Below are 16955 nucleotides of genomic sequence, written 5' to 3' on the forward strand. Positions count from 1 at the left end.
ATTACTCCTTGGAGAAGGCGATTTGGCGAGTGCCCCCCGGGGCTTAGGACAAAAGTCCGGGGTCAGACTGAGACTGGTGGAGGAACGGACAGGGGAGGTGCCGGGGATGCCGGAGCTGTCGCAGGACATCGAGCGCGGAAGGCCGCTGCTGCCCTTCGGGGTGGCCGAGGTGACCGGCCCGTCGATGGTGCCCACGCTGCACCACGGGGACCGCCTCGTGGTCCAGTACGGAGCCAGGATCCGCCCCGGCGACGTGGTGGTCCTGCGACACCCCTTCCAGCAGGACCTGCTCGTCGTCAAGCGGGCCGCCGAGCGCCGCGAGGGCGGGTGGTGGGTGCTCGGCGACAACGCCTACGCGGGCGGCGACAGCACGGACTACGGCACCGTCCCGGAGGAGCTGGTGCTGGCCAAGGCGCGCTTCCGCTACCGCCCGCTGCCCCCTCAGCGCTCGCCGTTCGCGCTCGTGCGCTGGGCGTGGTCGGCCGCGAGGCCCGTCCTGTCCGACCGGTCCGCCTCCAGGCGCTTGCGGGCGCGGTAGGCCGCCACGTTCGCCCGGGTGGCGCACCGGTCCGAGCAGTAGCGCCGGGAGCGGTTGGTGGAGGTGTCCAGGTAGGCGTTGCGGCACGGCGACGCCTCGCACAGGCCCAGCCGGTCCACGCCGTACTCGGTGAGATGGAACGCCAGCCCCATCGCCGCGATCGCCGCGTACCCCGCGGTCGCGTTGGAGGGGTGGTCCGCCAGGTGCATGTGCCACAGCGGGCGGCCGTCGTCGTCGCGGTGGTCGTGCCCGGAGATCTGCGGGCTCACCGGGAACTCCAGCAACAGGGAGTTCAGCAGGTCCACCGCCAGCGTCTCGTCGCCCTTGTCCGCCGCCTCGAACACCGACCGCAGCCGCGCCCGGACCGAACGGAAGCGGGTGACGTCGGCGTCGGTGGCCCGCCGGGCCGCCGACTGGTTGGCGCCGAAGAGGTCGCGGACCGCATCGATGGAGGTCAGGGAGTCCTTGCCCCGGGCCGGCTCCTCGGTGTTCACGAGGCGTACGGCGTAGTCCGAGTAATAGGCCAGTTCCACTTGTAGTCCTTACCGAGGCGCTCTATGGTCATGGGCGGGATAAGTAACGGCTGCCTACGCTCCCAGGGTATTACGCGGCGGGCGTTCCGCGGCTGAACGGAGAAGGGGACTCCATGACCACCACGACCGGAACCGGTACGACGGGCACCGACTGGCAGGCCTGGCAGCAGAGCTGGGACCGGCAGCAGGAGTGGTACATGCCGGACCGCGAGGAGCGCTTCAGGACCATGCTGGACATGGTCGAGGCCTTCGTCGGCCGCGAGCCGCGCGTCCTCGACCTGGCCTGCGGCACCGGCAGCATCACCGCCCGCCTGCTCGACCGCTTCCCGAACGCCACCAGCACCGGCGTCGACCTCGACCCGGCCCTGCTCACCATCGCCCGCGGCACCTTCGAGGGCGACGACCGCGTCACCCTCGTCGAGGCCGACCTCCAGGACCCGCGCTGGCCGGAGCGGCTGCCGTACGACACCTACGACGCGGTGCTCACCGCCACCGCCCTGCACTGGCTGCGCAGCGACCCCTTGACGGTCCTGTACGGCCGGATCGCCGGACTCGTCCGCCACGGCGGCGTGTTCATGAACGCCGACCACATGCCCGACGACACCACGCCCCGGATCAACGCGACCGAGGCCACCCACAGCCGCGCCCGCATGGAGCGGGCGATGCGCGACGGCGCCCTCGACTGGGCCGAGTGGTGGGCCCTGGCCGCCAAGGACCCGGTCCTCGCCGCCCCCACGGCCCGCCGCTTCGAGATCTACGGCGCCCACGCGGACGGCGAGATGCCGCCGGCGGCCTGGCACGCGCGGGTGCTGCGCGAGCAGGGCTTCGCCGAGGCCCGCGCGGTGTGGGCGTCCCCCTCGGACACGCTGCTGCTGGCCCTGAAGTAGCCGGCCAACGGGAAGGGGCGGTACGGGAGTTCCGTACCGCCCCTCAGCCGTCGTACCGCCGGAAGGACCCTCAGAGCACCTTGGACAGGAACGACTGCGTCCGTTCGTGCTGAGGGTTCGTCAGGACCTCGCGGGGGTGGCCGGACTCGACCACCACGCCGCCGTCCATGAAGACGAGGCTGTCGCCGACCTCGCGGGCGAAGCCCATCTCGTGGGTGACGACGACCATCGTCATACCCGACTCGGCGAGGTCGCGCATGACGTCGAGGACGTCACCGACCAGCTCCGGGTCGAGGGCCGAGGTGGGCTCGTCGAAGAGCATCAGCTTCGGGTCCATCGCGAGCGCCCGGGCGATCGCGACACGCTGCTGCTGGCCGCCGGAGAGCTGCGAGGGGTAGCTGTCCGCCTTGTCGGCCAGGCCCACCCGGTCCAGCAGCTGCCGGGCGCGCTCCCGGGCCTCCGCCTTGTTCTGCTTCTTGACCTGGACCGGCGCCTCGATGACGTTCTCCAGCGCGGTCATGTGCGGGAACAGGTTGAAGCGCTGGAAGACCATGCCGATGTCCCGGCGCTTGAGGGCCACCTCGCGGTCCCGCAGCTCGTACAGCTTGTCGCCCTGCTGGCGGTAGCCGACCAGCTCCCCGTCGACGTACAGCCGGCCCGCGTTGATCTTCTCCAGGTGGTTGATGCAGCGCAGGAAGGTCGACTTGCCGGAGCCGGAGGGGCCGATGAGGCAGAACACCTCGCCTGAGCGCACCTCCAGGTCGATGCCCTTGAGGACCTCGAGCGGGCCGAAGCTCTTGTGCACGCCCTCGGCCTTGACCATCGCGGTGGACCCGTCGCGGGGGACGGCGTCCGTGGTGCTCGGCTTGTCGGTCATGCCGTGACCTTCCTGCTCGAGAAGGTCGTCAGGTGCGCCCTGACCTTCTGCCACGGGGTCGGCGGCAGGGCGCGGCTCGAACCGCGCGCGTAGTACCGCTCGATGTAGTACTGGCCCACGCTGAGCACGGACGTCATGATCAGGTACCAGGCCGCGGCGAGGAAGTACATCTCCACCGGGGCACCGGAGTTCTGGCCGATGTCCTGGGCGTAGCGGAACAGCTCCGGATACTGGACGGCCGCCACGAGCGAGGTCGTCTTCAGCATGTTGATGACCTCGTTGCCCGTCGGCGGCACGATCACGCGCATCGCCTGCGGGATCACGATCCGGCGCAGCGTCTTGCCGTAGCTCATGCCCAGCGCGTGGGCCGCCTCGCTCTGGCCCTCGTCGACGGCGAGCAGACCGGCGCGGCAGATCTCCGCCATGTACGCGGCCTCGTTGAGACCGAGGCCGAGCAGCGCCGTCAGCAACGGCGTCATGAAGTCGGACCAGTAGTTCTTGTAGATCGGCCCGAGGTTGACGTACTCGAAAACCAGGCCCAGGTTGAACCAGAGGAACAGCTGGACCAGGACCGGGGTGCCGCGGAAGAACCAGATGTAGAACCAGGCGATCGACGAGGTCACCGGGTTCTTCGACAGCCGCATGACGGCGAGGATGATGCCGCCGACGATGCCGATCACCATCGACAGGACCGTCAGCAGGAGGGTCTTGTAGACGCCGGTGAGGATGCGGTGGTCGAAGAAGTAGTCCGGTACCGCGTGCCAGTTGATCTTGCCCTGGCTGAACGCGTAGATGATCGCGACGAGGATCGCGATCGCGATGACGGCGGTCACGTACCGCCCGTAGTGCCGGACCGGGATGGCCTTGATGGCCTCCGGTCCGGCTGACGGCGAGCCCTTCGGCCCGGCCGTCCTGTCGATGTCAGAAGTCACGGGTGTTGCCTCTCAGTGCCCGCTGGGCGCGATCACTTGCCGCCGTTGATCACGGACTCCTTGACGGCGCCGTCCTGCGCGCCCCACTTGGCGAGAATCTTCTCGTACTCGCCGCTCTTGATCACCGCGTTCATCGCGGCCTGCAGCGCGTCCCGCAGCTGGGTGTTGCCCTTGCCGACCGCGATGCCGTACGGAGCCGCCTCGACCTGGTCCCCGACGATCTGGAAGTCCTTGCCGCCGCCGGAGGTCTTCACCGCGTACGCGGCGACCGGGAAGTCGGAGGAGGCCGCGTCCGCGCCGCCCGAGCGCAGGCGGGTCTGGGACTGCTGGTCGTCGTCGAAGGGCTCGATGGTGAGCTTCTTGCCGCTCGGACACTTCTTCGCCTCGGCCTTGGCCAGGTCCTCGGAGACGGTGCCGCGCTCGACGGCGAGCTTCTTGCCGCACAGGTCGGACCAGGAGGCGATGCCCTTGGTGTCGCCCTTGCGGGTGTAGATCGACACACCGGCGGTCAGGTAGTCGACGAAGTCGACGCCCTCGCCGACCTTCTTGCCCGTGTCGGGGTCGACACCCTCCTGCCGGTTCTTGTTGTCCGTCATCGCGGACATCGCGATGTCGTACCGGTTGGAACGGATACCGGTGAGCAGGGCGTCGAACGTGCCGTTCTGGAATTCGAACTTCACGCCCAGCTGCTTGCCCATGGCGGCCGCCAGGTCCGGGTCGAGACCGACGACGTTGCCGGAGCTGTCCTTGAACTCGACTGGCGCGTAGGCGATGTCCGAGCCGACACGGATGACGCCCTTGTCGCGGATCGACGCGGGAAGCTTGCTCGCCAGCGGGGCGGAGCTCGCCTGTGCGCTGTTGCTGCTGCCGCCCTTGTCCTTGTTCTTGGTCTGGTCACCGCAGCCGGTGAGAATCAGGGCGCCTGCGACCGCGATCGCACCGACCGCGGCCAGACGGTGGTGCGCGGCGGTCGTACGACGGGTGGAGCTTGCGGTCATCTTGGGTTCCTCCGGCGATGGGTGGAGTTGCCGATGGGTCGACGAGAACACACACCTTCGGGTGTCGCGACCTCGTGGGTTTACCGCATCCTGCCATTCGGACGGAGCCGTTCAGGGGGCCGATGATGTCAAAATCGGATAACGGGTGACCCCCGAACCGCACCAGGTCAGGACAACATGGCAGGACCATCTGCGGGAATCCCTCATTCCGGCCGGAGGATCTCCGGCGTGTCTCGGGATGCGGAACAGGGCCGCGAGGCGTTGATCACTGCTCCACCGCCGGTCAGGCGATCGTCGAGGACGTGTAGGCACAATTCGTGACGATTCTCTTCGCCTGCGCGTGACCTTCGGTGCCCGGAGTGTGACCTTGCACTTAATGGACTCGTCCTCGACGCGGTCGTCCGGTAAGAAGGTTCTTTACACCCCTCATCCGGGGCTCGAGGCGCGTGTGCGGCGCGCCCGTCGCGTATGACCCGTACGCATCAACAGATCGGGGCATGCGCGGTCCCGCCCACTTCTCACCAGGAGTGGCCACCCTCAAACCAATGAAGATTTAAGGGGTAAAACAAAGTGGCAGCGGAGATCGTCAATCCTCGCAGCGACAGCAGTACGGACCAGGACGGCGGGGCCGAGCCCCTCGATTCCTTCGATCCGGCGTTCGCGCTGCACCGTGGCGGCAAGATGGCCGTGCAGGCCACCGTGCCCGTCCGGGACAAGGACGACCTGTCCCTCGCGTACACACCCGGCGTCGCGCGCGTGTGCACCGCGATCGCGGAGAAGCCGGAACTGGTCCACGATTACACATGGAAGTCGTCCGTGGTGGCCGTCGTCACCGACGGTACGGCCGTGCTCGGACTCGGGGACATCGGCCCCGAGGCCTCCCTCCCGGTGATGGAGGGCAAGGCGATCCTGTTCAAGCAGTTCGGCGGCGTGGACGCCGTGCCGATCGCGCTGGACACCACCGACGTCGACGAGATCATCGAGACCGTCGTGCGTCTCGCTCCGTCCTTCGGCGGGGTCAACCTGGAGGACATCTCGGCACCCCGGTGCTTCGAGATCGAACGCAAGCTCCAGGAGCGGGTCGACATCCCGGTCTTCCACGACGACCAGCACGGCACGGCGGTCGTGACGCTGGCGGCCCTGCGCAACGCGGCCCGGCTCACCGGGAAGGGCCTCGCGGACCTGCGGGCCGTCATCTCCGGTGCCGGCGCGGCGGGTGTCGCCATCGCCAAGATGCTCGTCGAGGCCGGTATCGGCGATGTCGCCGTGGCCGACCGCAAGGGTGTCGTCTCGGCGGACCGGGACGACCTGACGGACGTCAAGCGCGAGCTCGCCTCCTTCACCAACAAGGCCGGTCTCACCGGGTCGCTGGAGGCGGCTCTGGAGGGCGCGGACGTCTTCATCGGCGTCTCCGGCGGTACGGTCGCGGAGGAGGCCGTCGCCTCGATGGCCGAGGGCGCGTTCGTCTTCGCCATGGCCAACCCCAACCCCGAGGTGCACCCCGACGTCGCGCACAAGTACGCGGCCGTGGTGGCGACCGGGCGGTCCGACTTCCCGAACCAGATCAACAACGTGCTGGCCTTCCCGGGGATCTTCGCGGGCGCGCTGCAGGTGCGGGCCTCCCGGATCACCGAGGGGATGAAGATCGCCGCTGCCGAGGCGCTGGCGGGCGTGGTGGGGGACGATCTCGCCGCCGACTACGTCATCCCGTCGCCGTTCGACGAGCGGGTGGCCCCGGCGGTCACGGCCGCGGTGGCCGCCGCGGCCCGCGCGGAGGGCGTCGCCCGCCGCTGACGCGTCGTCGGCCCTGAATGGCCTCGCCCGTTCGGGCGGGGCCATTTCTTTACCCACGTGCACGCCCGGTCGGGTGATGGCGGATGGCGCCGACGGCGTTCCTGGCAAGAGGGCGTGTGTCACAGGGCCGCACGGTTCCGTCGGTTCGGGTCGACGCCTATCGTCAAGGTCATGTTCGCCGTCTACGCCGCCCGAATCGACCGCGACCAGCCGCTCAACGGCCTTGAACTGGGGGAGCGTCCGGCTCCCGAGGCCCGGCCCGGCTGGAGCACCGTCAACGTCAAGGCCGCCTCCCTCAACCATCACGACCTCTGGTCGCTTCGGGGCGTCGGCCTCCCGGAGGACCGGCTGCCGATGATCCTCGGCTGCGACGCCGCCGGCGTCGACGAGGACGGCAACGAGGTCGTCCTGCACTCCGTGATCGGCCAGAGCGGGCACGGGGTCGGCCCCAGGGAGCCCCGCTCCATCCTCACCGAGCGCTACCAGGGCACCTTCGCCGAGCAGACCGCCGTGCCCACGTGGAACGTCCTGCCCAAGCCCAAGGAGCTCTCCTTCGCGGAGGCCGCGTGCCTGCCGACGGCCTGGCTGACGGCCTACCGCATGCTCTTCACCAACGCCGGTGTACGGCCCGGTGACTCGGTCCTCGTGCAGGGCGCCGGCGGCGGTGTCGCGACCGCCGCGATCGTGCTCGGCAAGGCCGCGGGGCTGCGGGTGTTCGCGACCAGCCGGGACGAGGCCAAGCGGAAGCGGGCCGTGGAGCTGGGGGCCGTGGAGGCGGTGGAGTCGGGGGCCCGGCTGCCGCAGCGCGTGGACGCCGTCATCGAGACCGTCGGTGCCGCCACCTGGTCGCACTCGGTCAAGTCTCTGCGTCCCGGCGGCACGCTCGTCATCTCCGGCGCCACGAGCGGCGACCGGCCCTCGCACGCCGAACTGACCCGCATCTTCTTCCTCGAACTCAAGGTCGTCGGCTCGACGATGGGCACCAAGGACGAGCTGGAGGACCTGCTCTCCTTCTGCGCCGCCACGGGCGTGCGCCCCGTCATCGACGAGGTGCTGCCGATGGACCGGGCCCGGGAGGGCTTCGAGCGGATGGAGTCCGGCGAGCAGTTCGGAAAGATCGTGCTCACCAACGACTGACGGTCTCTGTCGTTTCGTCAGCCGACGGCCGGCCCGAATCGGGCCGGCCGTCGGCGTTTGTCAACCGGGGTTGACGTGTGCCGTACTGTCAACGTAAGTTGACATCATGACCGAAGCAACGGATCTCGCCGAGCGCGCCGGCGACCGCGATCCACGGGTCGGACTGCGCGCCGTCGCCGCCCTGCGCAGGCTGCTGGAGCAGTTGGAGGCGGTGCAGGTGCGCAGTGCGCGCAACCAGGGCTGGTCGTGGCAGGAGATCGCCGCGGAACTCGGAGTCAGCAGGCAGGCCGTGCACAAGAAGTACGGGAGGCATTGATGTTCGAGCGGTTCACGAGGGACGCCCGCGAGGTGGTGCAGAACGCGGCCGAGCACGCGGAACGGACGGGGGCACGGACCGTCGACCCCGACCATCTGCTGCTCGCGCTGCTCGACAGGGAGGGCAGCAGGGGCTCGTTCGCGCTCACCTCGCTCGGGTTGGACGGTGAGCGCAGGGAGTCGGTGCGGCGCGCGGTGACCGAGGCGCGTCGGCGGGCGGGCCTGTCCCGGGCCGAGTCCGACGCGCTCGCCGGGCTGGGCATCGACGTGTCGGAGATCGTCGCCCGGGTCGAGGAGGTGCACGGCATAGGGGCGATGTCCGGCGACCGCGGGGACAGGGGCTGGTGGTCGCAAGGACGCCGCACCTTCGGGCGGGGCGCCAAACAGGTCCTGGAACGCGCCCTGCGTTCGGCCGTCGCCCGCGGCGACCGGCACATCGGCGATGAACACCTCCTGCTGTCGCTGACCCTGCTGCCCGGCGTCCCCGCCGAGGTCCTCGCCGACCACGGGGTGACGTACGAGGCGCTGACCCGGATCCTCCACGGGGGGCCCGGCGAGGCGAAGGCCGGCTGAACTGGGCGCCGGTCAAGCCTCCCGCTCGCCGGACGTCCGACGCCCGGTGTCCGACGCCCGGTTCCCGAGGTCCGGCGTCCGGCGGCAAAGGGCCTGGCGGCAAGGGGCCCGCTTCCTCTGGTAGTGCGGGTGAAGCCGGCCCCACCCGAGGGAAGCGGTCCGTCGGATCTCAGCTTCTCGGCGAGCGCAGTATCGCCCCGATGTGCGCCGCCGCCGTGGACAGATGGCGGCGGGCGTCGCGGAGCTGGTCGTCCGTGACGCCGTGGTCGCGGGCGGCGTCACGAATGTCGTCCCGGAAACGGTCGAGCAGACGGTCGAGGTCGCGGGCCGGCTCCCCGGTGCCGTCATCGTGCGCCCAGGCCGGCTCGTACTCGGCGGGGAAGTCCTCGGGCGTGTACGAGTACTCCGGGCGCGGCGCGGAGGTGCCGGTGCCGGCCCGTCCGAAGCCCAGGTCCTTGCCGAACTCCTTGCCGAAGTTCATCCCGAAGTCGCCGAACTCCTTGGCCAGTTCGGTCAGTCCCTCACGCACCCCGGCCGGCCAGTCACCCCGCGCGAAGTGGTCCTGCACCTGGTCCTGCACCCGCTTGGCGATGCGCTGCACCTCCTCCTGCGCCTGCGCCCGGGCCCGATCCTGTGCCTCCTTGGCCTGACGCCGGGCCCGCTGGGCCTCCTCGCGCGCCCGCCGGCTCTCGTCCTTGGCGCGCCGGGCCTGCTCCTTCCACTCCTGCTTGACCCGCCGCATCTCCTCCTTGGCGGCCTGCCAGGACTCCTTGTCGGAGTACTCGGCGAAGTCCCCCAGCGGACCGTCGTGCCGGCCGCGCCCCCTGCCGCCGGGACCGCCGCGGGCCTCCGAGGCCGCCGCGCGCATCTCGCGCCGCAGATCGCCCGCGGCGCCGCGCACATCGGCCTGGATCTCGGCGGCGAGCTCGGCCACCGACTCCCGGATCTCCAGCTCCAGGTCGGCCAACTCACCGCTTCGGTCGGCCAGTTCGGCGCGACCGGCGTCCGTGATGGCGTACACCTTGCGGCCGCCCTCGGTGGTGTGGGTGACCAGGCCCTCGGCCTCCAGCTTGGCGAGGCGGGGGTAGACGGTGCCGGCCGACGGTGCGTACAGCCCCTGGAACCGCTCCTCGAGGAGACGGATCACCTCGTAACCGTGGCGCGGGGCCTCGTCCAGCAGCTTCAGCAGGTAGAGACGCAGGCGGCCATGGGCGAAGACGGGGGGCATGTCAGAGCACCTTCTTGTCGGTCGTGCCGTCGGCCGGGGCGTCGCTCGCGCCGTCACCCTGGCCGGAAGCGGAATTGTCCCCCGAGTCGCTGTGTCCTCCGGCCTCGGGGGTGTCCGCCGGGCCGGTCCGGCCGCTCGCGTCGGAGCTCCCGGGGTCGGCTTTCGGTGGCGTGTCCTCGACCAGCGGGCCGATGTCCTCCGGCTCCACGTCCCACGGCTCCTCCTCGACCGGCGGCCGGCGCAGCAGGGCGATCGAGCCGGAGACGGTCGTGGCCTTCAGCCTGCCGTTGCCCGCGCCGAGCCGGCCGGTGATCCGCTTGGCGCCCCACTGGCCGCTGACCCGCAGGTCCTCGAAGGCGTTGGAGACCGAGCCGCTCGCGGTGTTCGCCTCCACCTCGGCGTCCGCCGGGTGCGGCAGCCGGATGGCGATCTCGCCCGAGACGTTCGCCAGGGTGATGTCGGTCGGCCGGCTCGTGGGGTCCAGGTCGACGATCATCGAGCCGCTCACCGAGTCCGCCTTGACCGAGGAGCCCGCCTCCACCACGGTCAGATCGCCCGAGACGGAGTTGAAGCGGAGGTCGCCGCGCAGGGCCTGCGCCTCGAGATTCCCCGAGACGGTGTCGGCGCGCACCGGGCCGGTGAGCCGCACGAGCGTGGTGTCGCCGGTGACGCCCTTGACCTCGGTGCGTCCCTCGATGCCGGAGACCACGGCCGCGGCGCCGACCACGCCCACCTCCACGCGGGTGTCGGCCGGCACGGCGAGGGAGACGACGGCGCTGCGCCGCCAGCCCTTGCGGTCGAGCCACTTGAGGAAGCCCTTCCAGGGGAGGTCCTCGTAGGCGACGGTGAGGGTGCCGCCCTGCTGGGTTACCACCAGGGGCGGTCCCTCGATCTGGGAGACCTCCAGGCGTGCGGAACCTTCGTCCGTGCCCACCACGTTCACCGTTCCGTTGACGATGCGTACGTGCAGCTCCCTCACGGGCTTGTCGAACGTGAGCTTCCTCGGCTCCCCGACGGACCACTCGGACATGATGCGGACCTCCCCGTCCCAACGCGCCATATCGCGTCTTCTGCTATTCACGATATATCGCGGGCACGGAAAGTCAAGACACCCTTTCGGGGGACGGGGCGGCACGGCGACAGGGCGGCGGGCTGGCTCACAACAGGACCGAAGGGTCGAACCGCTCTAGCGTGTGACCATGTCGACGGAAGCCTTCCGCACCGGTTCGGCCGCCGTGTCCGCGCCCGGCGCTCTCCTGCTGTGCCGCGCCCGGCCGGAGTCCGTCGTCCCCGCGGCCCAGCTCCTCCACGAGCACATGCTGCTCGCTCGGGCCGGTGACGACTGGAGCGTCCTGGTCCCCGAGGGCACGCCCTGGCTGAACGGAGGGGAACCCGTCGACCGTGTGCTGACCGGCTGGGTCACCGCCCTCGCCGTGAGCGCGCCCTGGCCCGTGCTCGCCCTGTGGTGGGACGCCGACCGGGCCGGTTACATCCTTGCGTCCGGCTTCCGCCGCCCCGTCGGTTACGTCTGGCTCGCCAACGGCACGCCGGCCGGCGAGGACGAGGCGATGCGGACCTTCGCCGGCCGCCTGGGCCTGGATCCGGTCCTGGACGTCCAGGCGCTGGACCACCTCACCAAGCCCGACCGGGTCGCCGACGCCCGGGCCCGGTTGCGCGCCCTGCTCGCTGTCCTGACGCGCGCGGGAGTGTCGTTGCCAGAGGGGATGGCACCCGGCGAACCCGCGGACCGCCTGCGCGAGGCGGCCCGCGCCCGCTCGGACACCCGCCCGGTCGACTGGCCGGGGCCGCACGAGGCGCCCGAAGCGCGCTCGGATGTGATCGACGCGCGCTCGGCGGCGACCGAGGCGATCGACGCGCACCCAGAGGCGACAGAGGCGCGCTCGGTGGCGACCAATGAGGCGACCGGCACGCGCCCCGAGGCGACCGAGGGTGGCCGCCCGGCCCCTCGCCTGGCCTGGCCCGGCCTGCCTGGCGTGCCCCGCCCCCGCGCCCTGGCCCTTGCTCAGGTGGCGGCAGGCATCCCGCTCACGGCCTGGGGCCTACGGCGCCGCAACGGCGGCTGGATCGCAGCGGGTGCGCTGTTGCTGGCGCACGGGGCGCTGGGGCTGCTGTACACGACCGTGTGGCCGTGGGACTGAGGTCCCAGGGAGACCACGAGCGCGCGCTGCGAGGCGGCACCGCACCCAGGGCAGGCCCGGCTACCCGTCGCCCTCGCTCAGCAGCCCCGCGTCCGCCAGCACACGTCGTCGTCCACGAGCACCGCGACCCACAGTCGTCCTCGGGCACGAGAGCCGCACCCGGCGGTTGCCGGTCGTCTTGGCTTGGGAGCCGTGTGCCTGGCGGCTGGCGGTCGTCCTGGCTCACGAGCCGTGCGCACGGGGGCTGTCGTGCGCCCTCGCTCACGAGCCGTGTGCTTGGCGGCTGCCGTGCGCCTTGCTCACGAGCCGGTCGTCTTGGCTCACGAGCCGTGTGCTTGGCGGCTGCCGGTCGTCTTGGCTCACGAGCCGTGTGCCTGGCGGCTGCCGTGCGCCCCCGCTCACAAGCCGGTGGTCCTGGCTCACGTGCCGTGTGCCTGGCGGCTGCCGGTCGCCCTCGCTCACCAGCCAGGCCCCTGGGGGGCTGCCGGTCGTCCTCGCCCGCAAACCGTGCGCTCGACGGCGTCCGATCGTCCCCGTCAACACGTTCCGCACCCACAGGCGACCGGCCGCCCCCGTCGACTAGCCCGCGACCCGCGGACAAGCGCCGTCCCCAGCCAATGCCCCCCGCGCCCCGCAGCCACCCGCCAACGCCCCCCGCGACCCGCGGCCAAGCGCCGTCCCCGGTCAGCCACCCCGCGACCCGCGGTCAAGCTCCGTCACCCCGTCAACAACCCCCCACCCCACAGCTACTCCTCGTCCTCGTCGTCGAGGCGGGCCAGCCACGTGGCCAGGCGTTCCACCGGTACCTCGAAGTCCGGGTTCAGGTCGACGAACGTTCGCAGCTGCTCGGCGAGCCACTCGAAGGTGACCTCCTCCTCGCCGCGCCGCTTCTCCAGTTCTTCGATGCCTCGGTCCGTGAAGTACATGCTGCCAAGGATAGAGGCGCCCAAACGGCGGGGCCGCACCCCCACCAGGGGATGCGGCCCCGCCGCGTGCTGTCCGCGGGAGCGGTTACGCCTCGAACACCTCGCGCACCAACTGCTCCTGCTCCGCCTGGTGCCGCTTGGCGGAACCGACGGCGGGCGAGGAGCTGTGCGGGCGGGAGATCCGGCGCAGGCGCTCGCCCGCCGGGATGTCCGCGCCGACCGCCAGGTCCAGGTGGTCGATCAGGTTCAGGGCGATGAACGGCCAGGCGCCCTGGTTGGCCGGCTCCTCCTGCGCCCAGAGGTACTTCTCGGCGTTCGGGTACTTGGCGATCTCCGCCTGGAGCTCGGCACCCGGCAGCGGGTACAGCCGCTCGATGCGGATGATCGCGGTGTCCGTGACGCCGCGCTTGGCGCGCTCGGCCTCCAGGTCGTAGTACAGCTTGCCCGCCACGAAGACGACCTTGCGGACCGCGGCCGCGTCGACCGTGGAGTCGCCGATGACCGGGCGGAACTGACCCGACGTGAACTCCTCCGTCTTCGACGCGGCGGCCTTCAGACGCAGCATCGACTTCGGGGTGAAGACCACCAGCGGCTTGTGGTGCGGGTTGTGCACCTGCCACCGCAGGAGGTGGAAGTAGTTCGACGGGAGGGTCGGCATCGCGACCGTCATGTTGTTCTGGGCGCACAGCTGGAGGAAGCGCTCGACGCGGGCGGACGAGTGGTCCGGGCCCTGGCCCTCGTAGCCGTGGGGGAGCAGGAGGGTGACGCCGGACGTCTGGCCCCACTTCTGCTCCGCCGCCGAGATGTACTCGTCGACGATCGTCTGCGCGCCGTTGACGAAGTCGCCGAACTGGGCCTCCCACAGCACGAGCGCGTCGGGGCGGGCCAGCGAGTAGCCGTACTCGAAGCCCATGACCGCGTACTCGGAGAGCAGGGAGTTGTAGACGTTGTAGCGGGCCTGGTCCTCGGCGAGGTACTGCAGCGGGGTGTACTCCTCGCCCGTCTCGCGGTTGATGAGGACCGCGTGGCGCTGGCCGAAGGTGCCGCGCTGGGAGTCCTGGCCGGAGAGGCGGACCGGGGTGCCTTCCAGCAGCAACGACCCCACGGCGAGCGTCTCGCCCATGCCCCAGTCGATCGTGCCGTCCTCGACCATCGCCGCCCGGCGCTGCAGCTGCGGCAGCAGACGCGGGTGGACCTGGAAGCTGTCGGGGATGTTGACCTGGGACTCGGCGATCCGCTTCACGGTCTCCGTGGAGATCGCGGTGTTCACGGCGACCGGGAACTCGGCCTGCGGGTCCGACACCGGGCCGGCGGCCGGCTGGGAGGTGACGGCCTCGCGGACCTCCGTGAAGACCTTCTCCAGCTGCCCCTGGTAGTCCTGCAGGGCCTGCTCGGCCTCTTCCAGGGTGATGTCGCCGCGACCGATCAGGGACTCGGTGTAGAGCTTGCGCACCGAGCGCTTCTTGTCGATCAGGTCGTACATCAGCGGCTGGGTGAAGGCCGGGTTGTCCGACTCGTTGTGACCGCGGCGGCGGTAGCAGATGAGGTCGATCACCACGTCCTTGTTGAACGCCTGGCGGAACTCGAAAGCCAGACGGGCGACGCGGACGACCGCCTCGGGGTCGTCGCCGTTGACGTGGAAGATCGGAGCCTCGATCATCCTCGCCACGTCCGTCGCGTACATCGACGAGCGGGAGGACTCGGGGGCCGCGGTGAAGCCGACCTGGTTGTTGATGACGATGTGGACCGTGCCGCCGGTGCGGTAGCCGCGCAGCTGCGACATGTTCAGGGTCTCGGCCACCACGCCCTGGCCCGCGAAGGCCGCGTCGCCGTGCAGGGCGACCGGCAGGACGGTGAAGTCCGTACCGCCCTTGTTGATGATGTCCTGCTTGGCGCGGGTGATGCCCTCGATGACCGGGTCGACCGTCTCCAGGTGGGAGGGGTTCGCGGCCAGCGAGACCTTGATCTGCTCGCCGTCCAGGCCGGTGAAGGTGCCCTCGGCGCCCAGGTGGTACTTCACGTCGCCGGAGCCGTGCATCGACTTCGGGTCGAGGTTGCCCTCGAACTCGCGGAAGATCTGGGCGTACGACTTGCCGACGATGTTGGCGAGGACGTTCAGCCGGCCGCGGTGGGCCATGCCGATGACGACCTCGTCCAGGCGGGACTCCGCCGCACTGTCGAGGACCGCGTCCAGCAGCGGGATGACGGACTCGCCGCCCTCCAGGGAGAAGCGCTTCTGGCCGACGTACTTGGTCTGCAGGAAGGTCTCGAAGGCCTCCGCCGCGTTCAGCCGGCGCAGGATGCGCAGCTGCTCCTCGCGCTCCGGCTTGGTGTGGCCGCGCTCCACGCGGTCCTGGATCCACTTGCGCTGCTTGGGGTCCTGGATGTGCATGAACTCGATGCCGGTGGTGCGGCAGTACGAGTCGCGCAGCACGCCGAGGATGTCGCGCAGCTTCATCATCGACTTGCCGGCGAAGCCGCCGACGGCGAACTCGCGCTCCAGGTCCCACAGGGTGAGGCCGTGCTCGGTGATGTCCAGGTCGGGGTGCTTGCGCTGGCGGTACTCCAGCGGGTCGGTGTCGGCCATGACATGGCCGCGGACCCGGTAGGAGTGGATCAGCTCGAAGACGCGGGCGGCCTTGGTGACGTCGTCGTCGTGGCTGGCGTCGATGTCCTTGAGCCAGCGGACCGGCTCGTAGGGGATGCGCAGGGCCTCGAAGATGTCGTCGTAGAAGCCGTTCTCGCCGAGGAGGAGGTTCGCGACGGCGCGCAGGAACTCGCCGGAGGCGGCGCCCTGGATCACCCGGTGGTCGTAGGTCGACGTGAGCGTCATGACCTTGGAGATGCCGAGCTTGTTCAGGGTGTCCTGGCTGGTGCCCTGGAACTCCGCCGGGTAGTCCATGGAGCCGACGCCCATGATCACCGACTGGCCGGGCATCAGACGCGGCACGGAGTGGACGGTGCCGAGGCCGCCCGGGTTGGTCAGGGAGACCGTGACGCCGGTGAAGTCGTCCATCGTCAGCTTGTTGTCGCGGGCGCGACGGACGATGTCCTCGTAGGCCTGCCAGAACTCGAAGAAGTTCAGCGTCTCGGCCTTCTTGATGGCGGCCACGACGAGCTGGCGGTCACCGTTGGGCTTCACCAGGTCGATGGCGAGGCCCAGGTTGACGTGCGTCGGCTTGACGAGGGTCGGCTTGCCGTCCTTCTCGCCGAACGACCAGTTCATCGACGGCATGGCCTTGATGGCCTGCACCATCGCGTAGCCGATCAGGTGCGTGAAGGAGATCTTCCCGCCCCGGGCGCGCTTGAGGTGGTTGTTGATGACGATGCGGTTGTCGAACAGCAGCTTCACCGGGACGGCGCGGACCGAGGTGGCGGTCGGCAGTTCCAGGGAGGCGTTCATGTTCTTCGCGACGGCGGCGGCGGGACCGCGCAGCGTCACCAGCTCCGGGCCCTCCGGGGCGGCGGCCTCGGCGGCGGGCGCCGCCTTGGCGGCCGGAGCCGGGGTGGCGGGCTTCGGCGCGGCGGGCGCGGGGGCCGGAGCGGCCGGCTTCGCGGGGGCCGGGGCGGCGGCCGCGGGCTTGGGCGCCGCGGGGGCGGCCGGGGCCGGCGCGGGCACGGCGGCCTTGGCGGCCGGAGCCGGGGCGGCGGGCGCCGGAGCCGCCGCGGTGGTCTCCGCGGGAGCCGGGGTGGCGGCCGCCCCCGGCTTGTAGTCGGCGAAGAAGTCCCACCAGGCTCGGTCAACCGAGTTCGGGTCCTGGAGGTACTGCTGATAGATCTCGTCGACGAGCCACTCGTTCGGACCGAACGCGGCAGCGGGGTTCTTCCCGGCTTGGTCTTCGGTCGAGATGCTCGAGTTACTGGGGGACTGTGGCGACACGGCGGCAACCGCCCTCTTCCGCTTCACAAGGTGATGGACAGCGGAAATAAAGGCTACGCCCCCATGGCCGGTCAGGTCAGGCCGAGCAAGGTCATCGTCGCGTAAGTCACATCTCAAAGCGGGTTTCGGGCCGTGAAATGGCGGGAAACAAGCGTGGTTCCGCTGGGAATCAGGTGTG

15 protein-coding genes are annotated in these 16955 nt (G+C 70.5%); 7 read left to right on the forward strand and 8 right to left on the reverse strand.

What is annotated here, in order from left to right:
* Nucleotides 1-106: 106 nt before the first annotated feature.
* Complete coding sequence (sodX, locus tag ACWCQ1_RS41565) at nucleotides 107-538, forward strand: nickel-type superoxide dismutase maturation protease (RefSeq protein ID WP_133044588.1); 432 nt, start codon at nucleotides 107-109, stop codon at nucleotides 536-538.
* Here sodX and ACWCQ1_RS41570 read toward each other — a convergent pair.
* Complete coding sequence (locus ACWCQ1_RS41570) at nucleotides 442-1071, reverse strand: CGNR zinc finger domain-containing protein (protein ID WP_133044589.1); 630 nt, start codon at nucleotides 1069-1071, stop codon at nucleotides 442-444. The genes sodX and ACWCQ1_RS41570 overlap by 97 nt on opposite strands.
* Nucleotides 1072-1184: 113 nt before the next feature.
* Between ACWCQ1_RS41570 and ACWCQ1_RS41575 the strand changes: the two genes are divergently transcribed.
* Nucleotides 1185-1958 carry a class I SAM-dependent methyltransferase gene (locus ACWCQ1_RS41575; protein WP_451028794.1) on the forward strand — a complete coding sequence of 258 codons (774 nt, stop codon included), beginning with the start codon at nucleotides 1185-1187 and terminating at the stop codon, nucleotides 1956-1958.
* A gap of 70 nt (nucleotides 1959-2028) precedes the next feature.
* On the opposite strand, the gene ACWCQ1_RS41580 is transcribed toward ACWCQ1_RS41575, so the two are convergent.
* The 3 genes from ACWCQ1_RS41580 to ACWCQ1_RS41590 are packed head-to-tail and all read right to left on the reverse strand — an operon-like array spanning nucleotide 2029 to nucleotide 4765.
* Entirely contained in the window at nucleotides 2029-2781 is a 753-nt protein-coding gene (locus ACWCQ1_RS41580) for an amino acid ABC transporter ATP-binding protein (protein WP_165954883.1), read from the reverse strand.
* Nucleotides 2782-2831: 50 nt separating this feature from the next.
* Nucleotides 2832-3767: an amino acid ABC transporter permease gene (locus ACWCQ1_RS41585; RefSeq protein ID WP_133044592.1), complete on the reverse strand. Its 936-nt coding sequence runs from the start codon at nucleotides 3765-3767 to the stop codon at nucleotides 2832-2834.
* A gap of 32 nt (nucleotides 3768-3799) precedes the next feature.
* Nucleotides 3800-4765: an ABC transporter substrate-binding protein gene (locus ACWCQ1_RS41590; protein ID WP_208781567.1), complete on the reverse strand. Its 966-nt coding sequence runs from the start codon at nucleotides 4763-4765 to the stop codon at nucleotides 3800-3802.
* Between the two features lie 570 nt (nucleotides 4766-5335).
* Here ACWCQ1_RS41590 and ACWCQ1_RS41595 point away from each other — a divergent pair.
* The 4 genes from ACWCQ1_RS41595 (at nucleotide 5336) to ACWCQ1_RS41610 (ending at nucleotide 8584) form a co-directional block, all read left to right on the forward strand.
* Nucleotides 5336-6559, forward strand: a complete 1224-nt coding sequence (locus ACWCQ1_RS41595) for an NAD(P)-dependent malic enzyme (protein ID WP_133044594.1) — start codon at nucleotides 5336-5338, stop codon at nucleotides 6557-6559.
* A 171-nt stretch (nucleotides 6560-6730) separates the two neighbouring features.
* The gene (locus tag ACWCQ1_RS41600) at nucleotides 6731-7696 is read left to right on the forward strand and encodes a zinc-binding dehydrogenase (protein WP_133044595.1); all 966 of its coding nucleotides are present in this window, start codon (nucleotides 6731-6733) and stop codon (nucleotides 7694-7696) included.
* Nucleotides 7697-7802: 106 nt separating this feature from the next.
* On the forward strand, nucleotides 7803-8012 hold the full coding sequence (locus ACWCQ1_RS41605) for a helix-turn-helix domain-containing protein (protein ID WP_016437953.1): 210 nt from the start codon (nucleotides 7803-7805) through the stop codon (nucleotides 8010-8012).
* Nucleotides 8012-8584, forward strand: a complete 573-nt coding sequence (locus ACWCQ1_RS41610) for a Clp protease N-terminal domain-containing protein (protein ID WP_358594034.1) — start codon at nucleotides 8012-8014, stop codon at nucleotides 8582-8584. The genes ACWCQ1_RS41605 and ACWCQ1_RS41610 overlap by 1 nt, the downstream gene beginning before the upstream one ends.
* Nucleotides 8585-8753: 169 nt before the next feature.
* Here the strand turns inward: ACWCQ1_RS41610 and ACWCQ1_RS41615 are convergent, their stop codons facing one another.
* Both ACWCQ1_RS41615 and ACWCQ1_RS41620 read right to left on the reverse strand, forming a co-directional pair.
* A complete protein-coding gene (locus tag ACWCQ1_RS41615; protein ID WP_133044597.1) occupies nucleotides 8754-9812 on the reverse strand; it encodes a PadR family transcriptional regulator in 1059 nt (352 codons plus the stop codon).
* A gap of 1 nt (nucleotide 9813) precedes the next feature.
* Nucleotides 9814-10842, reverse strand: coding sequence for a DUF4097 family beta strand repeat-containing protein (locus ACWCQ1_RS41620; RefSeq protein WP_451028795.1), 1029 nt, complete (start codon nucleotides 10840-10842; stop codon nucleotides 9814-9816).
* 169 nt (nucleotides 10843-11011) lie between these two features.
* Here ACWCQ1_RS41620 and ACWCQ1_RS41625 point away from each other — a divergent pair, with 169 nt between their 5' ends.
* Nucleotides 11012-11971 (forward strand): hypothetical protein, encoded by a 960-nt coding sequence (locus tag ACWCQ1_RS41625; protein ID WP_451028796.1) that lies wholly within the window; start codon nucleotides 11012-11014, stop codon nucleotides 11969-11971.
* Nucleotides 11972-12717: 746 nt separating this feature from the next.
* Here ACWCQ1_RS41625 and ACWCQ1_RS41630 read toward each other — a convergent pair.
* Nucleotides 12718-12897: a DUF6104 family protein gene (locus ACWCQ1_RS41630; RefSeq protein ID WP_023586593.1), complete on the reverse strand. Its 180-nt coding sequence runs from the start codon at nucleotides 12895-12897 to the stop codon at nucleotides 12718-12720.
* Nucleotides 12898-12982: 85 nt separating this feature from the next.
* A complete protein-coding gene (locus tag ACWCQ1_RS41635; protein WP_451028797.1) occupies nucleotides 12983-16777 on the reverse strand; it encodes a multifunctional oxoglutarate decarboxylase/oxoglutarate dehydrogenase thiamine pyrophosphate-binding subunit/dihydrolipoyllysine-residue succinyltransferase subunit in 3795 nt (1264 codons plus the stop codon).
* Nucleotides 16778-16955: the final 178 nt, after the last annotated feature.

Source organism: Streptomyces sp. NPDC002144 (genome assembly GCF_053593695.1).